Consider the following 7,987-nt stretch of genomic DNA (forward strand, 5'->3'; position numbering starts at 1 on the left):
ATGCGCCATAATTCGGCCAGAAGAATGAGAATGGCAGGTGCCGTATGAGTGACTGGGAGGATCGGCCCGGGGACGATTCCGACCGAGTGGTCGAACGGGGGGAAACCTTTGAGCACAACGTCCACGGGCAGGTCGAGGTGACGGGCATTTGGAAAGGCGTGCAGCAAGTCGACAACGCCCGTCATGTGAACGAGAAAGAGACGATCATCGTCCGCTATTCGGCCGACCAGGCCGGCGAACAGGTCGATGAACTCACCGATACGTTGGACGAATGTCTCGATGCGACGGAATAGCGACGATCGTGTTTGGTATCGGCTTCCTGCCACGACTGTTCGAGCGACACTGTCAACGGGAGGAACAACTGTTGACCAACGGTGCTGAACTGATCCTCTGTGCCCAGCACGCCACTCTTGGCAGCAAATTGGGAATTCGGTCAGTGTCTGCTGACCAGATACTCAGTACGATAACGTACAGATTTCTCTTTAAATAGTGGAATCGCAAGAGTGCGTTGAACCCTTTTAAGTATAGCCGGGGAGAGCATACACAAATGCGTTCGTCGGCTGCGACTGGAATGAACTTGCAAGACCAGAACGCAGTGAATAGTTCCAAAGAAGGACTCGAAACCGCGTCCCACAATCTGGTTCGTCCCTACCGCTGGGTAAGGTTTTGAACCCTTTTTATGTAAGCCAGTGGAGGGATTTGAACCCTCGACCTAATCCTTACGAAGGATTCGCTCTGCCGGCTGAGCTACACTGGCGCCCGATTGCATTCGTTCGTAGGGCCGATGCAGGCCATAAGGATTGCGAATCGGTCCCGGTCAGTCACCGCCGCAGCCGAACGTCGAGACAGACGTTGAGCTCGTGTGGCGCGTACGAGCGCACGATCCGACGGTTCTCCACCGTCACCTCGTACGCCGGTTCGGCGGCCTCGCGGATCGCGCGCTCGCCGGGCCCGAAGGGGTCGTCCTCGTGCTGGATGTCGTAGTAGTGCAGCGTGCAGTCGTCGCCGGCGAGTTCGACGGCCGTCTCGAGGAACTCGCCCGCGCTGTGGGGCAGGTTCATCACGAGGCGGTCGGCCCAGTCGGCGTACTCGCCGGCAACCTCGCGGACGTCGGCGGCGATCGCGGTGACGCGGTCGGCGACGTCGTTGCGCTCGGCGTTCTCGCGGAGGTACGCGATCGCGCGCTCGTTGACGTCGACGCCGACGCACTCGGCGCCGCGCCTGGCGAAGGGGATCACGAAGGGGCCGACGCCGGCGAACATGTCGACGGCTCGCTCCCCGGCGGTCACCTGTTCGGCGACCCGGCGGCGCTCGGTGGCGAGTCGCGGCGAGAAGTAGACCTCGGCGAGGTCGAGGCGGAACTCGCTCCCGTACTCGCGGTGGATCACCTCGGTGTTGTCGCCTTCGAGCAGCTTCCAGTCGCGCACGCGCGTCTCTCCCTTGATCTTCGAAGCCTTCTCGAGCACCGTCTCGACGGGGAGGTCGGAGTCCACGATGGCGCGGGCGATCTCGCGGGCGCGATCGTCCTCGTCCTCCTCGATGATCGCGGCTCGCCCCAGCCGTTCGTAGGAGGGGTCGAAGCCGAGCAGGTCGGCCGGCGTCGTCTGCGTCTCGCGCTCCGGGGCGTCCCGGTCGACGACGTCGAGGTCCTCGGGGGCCGCGCTCGCGTCGGTCACGGGGATGTAGAGCCACCCGTCCTCGTGGGTGATCTCGAACCCGTCGGCGACCAGGTCCGCGTCCGCGAGGCGCCGTCGGGTGGCCTCTCCGTCCTCGCGGGGGACGCGGACGCACGGCACGTCCATGTCCCGAAATCGACGGCGGCGTGCCGTAACGGTGTCGCTTCGCCTGCCCGGGGCCGCTGGGCGCGGGCGGTCGTACGGACCGGGAGAATTATGCCGGGTTGGTCCCGACGACCGATGAATGTCCGGCGGCACGCGACTCACCGACGTCGAGACGGTCCGCGAGGAGGGCTCCTGGCTGTTCACCGCCCGCGACGAGTTCGGCGAACCCGAGGAGGTGATCCTCGTCCCGTGCGAGGACGGCGTCGAGGCGTGGATCAACCGCTGTCCGCACGAGTCCCAGCGCCTCGACGTCGGCCGCGGCGCGGCGATCAGGAACGGAGAGATCGTCTGTCCCCGTCACGGCTCTACGTTCGACTCCTGTGCGGGCGACTGTGACAACGGACCGGCCGCCGACACGCGGCTCGTCCCCGTCGACGTCGTCGTCGAGGACGGCGACGCTTACCTCACGGACGGGGGGCTGAGCTTCGTGAGCGAGGGCGGGATCGACGACGAGGATGCGGACGAAGACGATGACGACGACGTCCCGTCCTCCACGTCACACATCGGGTTCTGAGCGGGTATCCGGGCCGTCGAGCGGTCGCCCGGGGTCGATTCGAGAACTGTCACCGGTGACATTATTGGCACGGCGGTTCGCCTTCGCGCATGGATCCCGAACGCGTCACCGTCACCAGCGACACCGAGTGGGAATCGTCGGTCGGCTACTCGCGAGCGGTTCGCGTCGGTCCGCACGTGCACGTCTCCGGAACCACCGCGACCGACGAGAACGGCGACGTCGTCGGCGTCGGGGACCCGTACGCGCAGGCCCACCGCGCGTTCGAGATCGCCGTCGACGCGCTCGGCGAGGCGGGCGCCGACGTCGACGACGTCGTCCGGATGCGGACGTTCGTCACCGACGTCGACGATTGGGAGGCGATCGGCGAGGCCCACCGGGAGTTCTTCGGCGACGTGCGTCCGGCCGCGACGATGGTGCAGGTCGAGCGGCTGATCGATCCCGAGCACCTCGTCGAGGTGGAAGTCGAGGCGATCGCGACGGCCGACGACGGTCCGGTCGACGCGGATCCGTCAACCTAAGGTGACGCGTCGTCGCAGGGAGGACATGCTCACTTTCGTCGGCCTCGGGCTCTACGACGAGCGATCGATCACGGTCGAGGGCCGCGAGGCGATTCGCGACGCCGACCGAGTGTTCGCGGAGTTCTACACGAGTCGCCTGTCGGGGACGACCGTCGACCAGCTCGCCGCCCACCACGACGTCGGGATCGACGTCCGGGATCGAGCGGGCGTGGAACAGCACCCGGAGGAGATCCTGGACGCCGCCGCGTCGGGCGACGTCGTCTTCTTGACCGCCGGCGACACGATGATCTCGACGACCCACGTGGACCTCCGACTGCGCGCGGTCGATCGCGGTATCGAGACGCGCGTGGTCCACGGCGTCACCGCCCAGACGGCCGCGAGCGGCCTCACCGGTCTCCAGAACTACCGCTTCGGTCCGGCGACGACCCTCCCGTTCCCGTACGCCCACGGCGCCGACGGCCTGCCCGCGAGCGTCACGAACGCGATCGACGAGAATCGCGAGCGCGGCCTGCACACGGTCGTCTACCTCGACATCAAGGTCGATCGGGACGAGTACATGACCGCCGACGTCGGGGCCGAACTCCTCGCCGAGGCGTATCCGGACGTCCTCGCGGTCGTCGTCGCGCGCGCCGGGTCGCCCGATCCGCTCGTCGAGGCCGGGCGGCTGGCCGACCTCGCGACCCGGGAGTTCGGCGACCCGCTGCACCTCCTGGTGATCCCCGGGGAGTGTCACCTCCTCGAGGCGGACGCCCTCGTCGACCTCGCCGGCGCGGATCGAGACGCCCTCGACCTCGCCTGAATCCGCGACGGCTCTCCCGAACGGGTTCGACGCGCTCGTCGACGGGCGAACGACCGCCGAAACGTATTTTCCGTCGTGGATGACACTCACTGACGATGACGGAGTTGCCGATCGACGCGTATTACGATCTCGCGCAGATCACCGAGGTGGCGGTCTCGCCGACGGGGGAACGGGTGGCGTACATCGCCACGGAGTACGACCAGGGAGCCGACGAGGCGGTCCAGTCGCTGTTCGTCGTCCCGGCCGACGGGTCGCGAGAGCCCCACCGACTCTCGCGGGTCGGGTCGGCGTCCTCGCCCGTCTGGGGGCCCGACGGAGAGCGCCTCGCCTTCCTCGCCGCGCGCGAGGAGGATATCGACCGCCGGGTCGGATGGCGCGACCGCGAGTCCGACGGCGACGAGGAGGCCGACGGCGACGAGGAGGCCGACGAAGATTCCGCGGCGACCGACGACGAACCCGCGGCGGAAGCGTCCGAGGACGAACCCAAACCACAAGTCTGGCTGTTCGACCTCGCCAGGGGCGGCGACGCACGGCAGGTGACCGACCGCGAGGAGGGCGTCCAGGAACTCGAATGGTCGCCCGACGGCGATCGGCTCGCGATCGCGGCGCGCGATCCAACCGACGAGGAGCGCGCGTACCTGGAGCAGGTCCGCGGCGACGGCCCGATCGAGACCACGCGCCTCCAGCACAAATCCGACGGAACGGGCTGGACGGACGACGTCACCACCTACCTCTTCGTCGTCGATCTCGAGAGCGGCGAGTGCGAGCGCCTCGATGACGCCTACGGGGGCGGCGCCACGCAGGACCTGAGCGGAATGGAGCCCTGCTGGGGGCCGGACGACCGGATCGCGTTCACGTCCTGTCGACTGGATCGGCCCGACGACACGATGGTCCGGGACGTCTACACGATCGATCCCGATGGGGACGGCCTCGAGCGACTGACCGACGGGGAACTGCAGGTTCGATCGCCGGCGTGGGGACCCGGGGGGAGGCTGGGGTTCATCGGGCGGGACCCGGACAACTGGCAGCGCCCGGCCGAAGTCTACGTGCACGACGGCGAGTCGGCCCGTTCGCTGACGGCCGACCTCGATCGCACCACCACCTTCTGGTCGTCGGTAAATTGGGTCGACGACGCGATTTACACGCTCGTCGGCGACGACTCCCGCTCGCGACTGATTCGCGCGAGCCTCGACGGGACCGTCGATCGGCTCTTCGAGGCTCAGGGCGACGATCGAGCGATCCACTGGTTCGACGTCGCCGACGACGGGTCGACGGCCGGCCTGCTCCTCTCGCACCCGAACGACGGGAGGGACGTCTTCGCCGTCGACGTCGACGACCTCGACGCCGACAGTGAACCCGAATCGTTCCGCCGGCTCACGGCGGTCAACGACGAGCTGATCGAGGAGTATCCGATGCCCGAGGTCCGCCGAGTCGAGTGGGAGTCCGACGGGTGGACCATCGACGGCGTCGTCTACCACGATCCGTCGCTCGACCTCGACGACGGCCCGCACCCGCTGGTCGTCGCGATCCACGGCGGGCCGATGTCGTGGGACGAACCGGAGTTCGGCTTCGATCACGCGGCGCTGACGAGCCGGGGCTACGTGATCCTCCGCCCCAACTACCGCGGGGGAACCTCCCGGGGTCGGGAGTTCGCGGAAACGCTTCGGGGGCGGTGGGGAACCGTCGAAGTCGAGGACATCGCCGCCGGCGTCGACGCCCTCGTCGACCGCGGCTGGGCGGATCCCGATCGCGTCTTCGGCTACGGCTTCTCTTACGGCGGGATCGCGCAGGGGTACCTGGTGACCCAGAAGCCCGACCTGTTCGCCGCGGCGGCGCCCGAACACGGCATCTACGATCCGCGCTCGTGCTTCGGGACCGGCGACTTCCACAACTGGTACGAGGCGGAGTTCGGCCTCCCGTGGGAGGAGCCCGAACGCTACGACGAACTCTCCGCGATGGCGGACGTCGGGAACCTGGAGACGCCGCTGCTCGTGACGGCGGGCGGCCAGGACTGGCGGTGCCCTCCCACCCAATCGGAGATGCTCTACACCGCCGCGCGCAAGCAGGGGCTCGAGGCGAAGCTCGTCGTCTACCCCGACGAACACCACAACGTCGGCGACCCGGATCGGGCGATCCACCGACTCTCGGAACTGCTCGCCTGGTACGAGCGCCACGATACGGCGGCGGAGGACGCGTCCGCGGAGTGATCGCGTCGGCGGAGGCGTCGACGAAGTGACCGCGCAGCCCCGACGGATCGACGGCGCCGTCGACGCCGATTGCGCCCGGGGTCACACGTGACCGGCCGGTGTTTTTCTGCCGACTCGGCGCTTGCCGCGCTCGCCAGAAATGACTGACTAGTAACACTGCTGTGCAGGTGCTGACGAACGCGCCCACGCGGTGAGGTAAGGGTACCGGCGTCCCTGAGTGTGCGTATGGGCTCGCTCGTCACGCCCGATCGTCTGGTCGAGGAGAATCCCGCCGGACTCCAGCGTTCGTTGGAACGACTCGTCTCCGGCGATCGCGGGACGGGGTCCGGCGAGACGCTTCCGATCGCGGTGGACGCGGCGGAGGTCGAGCGGGCCCGACGCGCGCTGAATCGACTCGCGACCGCAGACGAGGCGCCCGCCGCGGTCGAACGCGCCGCCACGAGGCTCGAGATCGCCCTCGAGGCACCGCTCTCCTGGCTCGAGGGTCGGCGCCGACGCCTGACGATCGCTCTCGATCTCACGGACGCGGCCGTGCTGGCGCTGGCACTCGTCCGGTCGTCCCGGCGCGCGGGAACAGACGAGTCGGCGCCGGTGACCGTTCCCGCCGACGACGCCGGTAGAGGGACGGCCAGCGCGATCGAGTGAGCTACCGGGACGCCCGTGGGGACGGTCAATTGCGGTCGCGGTCGCTCGAGTCGCGGCGGGAAACGGGATGAACGCTCGGTCACCGCTGACGCGTCGGTCCGGGGACGGCAACGTCGACGGAAGAACCGGGGAACGACTGCGCGAGGATGCCCCTCGGCCTCCGACCGTTCGATGCCGTTCGACCGCCCGTTTCCGGTTTTCGCTCTCGGGTCTCTGCCCCCGTTCTCGACCCGCCGTGTTCACTCGTGAGAGCCCGAGCGCCGTATTTTCGCGCGAGGGCTCGACTCGCCGTATTCACTCGAGCCGATCGATGACCGCCTCGCGCACGTCCGCCGTTCCGGCGTCGCCGCCGAGATCGGGCGTCCGCGGCCCGCCTTCGAGGACGGCTTCGACGGCCGACCTGATCGCCGCCGCCGCTTCGTCGTACCCGAGATACTCGACGAGCATCGCCCCGGAGAGGATGGCCGCGGACGGGTTGGCGACGCCCCGGCCGGCGATGTCCGGCGCGGTGCCGTGAACCGGTTCGAACAGCGCCCGTTCCGGCCCGACGTTCGCCGACGGGAGCAGGCCGAGTCCGCCGACCAGCCCGGCCGCGAGGTCCGAGAGCACGTCGCCGGCGAGGTTGGGACAGACGACGACGTCGAACTGCCCGGGATCGAGACAGACTCGCGTCGCGAAGGCGTCCATGAGGACCTCGTCCGTCTCGACGCCGCGTTGGGCGGCGACGTTCGTAACGGCTTCCCGAAAGAGGCCGTCCGTCTCGCGCATCACGTTGGCCTTGTGGACGACGGTGAAGCCGTCGGCGCCCCGGTCCGCGACGAACCCGCAGGCGTACTCGGCGAGCCGGCGGGAGGCCGAGTCGGTCACCAGGCGGGTCAGCGTCGCGACGTCGTCGGTCAGCCGGTCCTCGTGGCCGGCGTAGACGCCCTCCGTGTTCTCCCGGAGGAAGACGAGGTCGGTCTCCGGACGGAGGGCGTCGACGCCCGGGTACGCTCGCGCGGGCCGGACGTTGACGAACGAGTCGACGGCCTCCCGGAGCGGCAAGATCACGTCGGCGGCCGTCTCGCCCGCGGCGCCGAACAGGGTTGCGTCGGCCGACGCCGCCAGTTCGTACGTCTCCTCGGGAAGGGCCTCGCCGGTTTCCTCGCGCACGCTGTCGCCAGCCTCGGCGTCGACGAACGCGAAGTCCATATCGAGGGCCTCGAGCACCGCGACCGCCGCGGGCGTGACTTCCTGCCCGATTCCGTCGCCGGGGATCACGGCGATTTCGTGGCTCATACCCCACGCTCGTGGCAGAACCGAAAGAGCGTGTCGATTGCGTCGATTCGACCGTTCGCGACGCTGTTCGCCCGGGCTCGATCGCGATCGTCCCGCCCGGCCTTCGTCCCGGCCACCCCGTCTGGCGATCGTTCCGTCCTATTTGCTCGGCGACCGTCGCGTCCGATTCGCCGGGTGACCGTCGC

At 68.6% G+C, this 7,987-nt stretch carries 8 protein-coding genes and 1 tRNA gene; 6 read left to right on the top strand and 3 right to left on the bottom strand.

What is annotated here, in order from left to right; genetic code table 11:
• Positions 1 to 44 precede the first annotated feature (44 nt).
• Positions 45 to 293 carry a hypothetical protein gene (locus tag QZT59_RS14985; RefSeq protein WP_290818173.1) on the top strand — a complete coding sequence of 83 codons (249 nt, stop codon included), beginning with the start codon at positions 45 to 47 and terminating at the stop codon, positions 291 to 293.
• A 391-nt stretch (positions 294 to 684) separates the two neighbouring features.
• Here QZT59_RS14985 and QZT59_RS14990 read toward each other — a convergent pair.
• Together QZT59_RS14990 and QZT59_RS14995 are read right to left on the bottom strand one after the other, a co-directional pair.
• Positions 685 to 757: transfer RNA gene (locus QZT59_RS14990), tRNA-Thr, on the bottom strand.
• A 64-nt stretch (positions 758 to 821) separates the two neighbouring features.
• On the bottom strand, positions 822 to 1,802 hold the full coding sequence (locus QZT59_RS14995; protein WP_290818176.1) for a class I SAM-dependent methyltransferase family protein: 981 nt from the start codon (positions 1,800 to 1,802) through the stop codon (positions 822 to 824).
• A gap of 118 nt (positions 1,803 to 1,920) precedes the next feature.
• On the opposite strand from QZT59_RS14995, the gene QZT59_RS15000 reads away from it, so the two are divergent.
• The 5 genes from QZT59_RS15000 (at position 1,921) to QZT59_RS15020 (ending at position 6,524) form a co-directional block, all read left to right on the top strand.
• Positions 1,921 to 2,355 carry a Rieske (2Fe-2S) protein gene (locus QZT59_RS15000; protein WP_290818179.1) on the top strand — a complete coding sequence of 145 codons (435 nt, stop codon included), beginning with the start codon at positions 1,921 to 1,923 and terminating at the stop codon, positions 2,353 to 2,355.
• 89 nt (positions 2,356 to 2,444) lie between these two features.
• Entirely contained in the window at positions 2,445 to 2,873 is a 429-nt protein-coding gene (locus QZT59_RS15005; protein WP_290818182.1) for a RidA family protein, read from the top strand.
• A gap of 25 nt (positions 2,874 to 2,898) precedes the next feature.
• Complete coding sequence (dph5, locus tag QZT59_RS15010; RefSeq protein WP_290818184.1) at positions 2,899 to 3,672, top strand: diphthine synthase; 774 nt, start codon at positions 2,899 to 2,901, stop codon at positions 3,670 to 3,672.
• Between the two features lie 95 nt (positions 3,673 to 3,767).
• Positions 3,768 to 5,879 (top strand): prolyl oligopeptidase family serine peptidase, encoded by a 2,112-nt coding sequence (locus QZT59_RS15015; protein ID WP_394348663.1) that lies wholly within the window; start codon positions 3,768 to 3,770, stop codon positions 5,877 to 5,879.
• Positions 5,880 to 6,104: 225 nt separating this feature from the next.
• Positions 6,105 to 6,524, top strand: a complete 420-nt coding sequence (locus QZT59_RS15020) for a hypothetical protein (protein ID WP_290818187.1) — start codon at positions 6,105 to 6,107, stop codon at positions 6,522 to 6,524.
• Between the two features lie 294 nt (positions 6,525 to 6,818).
• On the opposite strand, the gene QZT59_RS15025 is transcribed toward QZT59_RS15020, so the two are convergent.
• Positions 6,819 to 7,802, bottom strand: coding sequence for an isocitrate/isopropylmalate dehydrogenase family protein (locus QZT59_RS15025; RefSeq protein WP_290818190.1), 984 nt, complete (start codon positions 7,800 to 7,802; stop codon positions 6,819 to 6,821).
• Positions 7,803 to 7,987 lie beyond the last annotated feature (185 nt).

The sequence above is a fragment of the Halovivax sp. genome (assembly GCA_007119345.1).
In the GTDB taxonomy this organism is placed as follows: Archaea; Halobacteriota; Halobacteria; order Halobacteriales; family Natrialbaceae; genus Halovivax.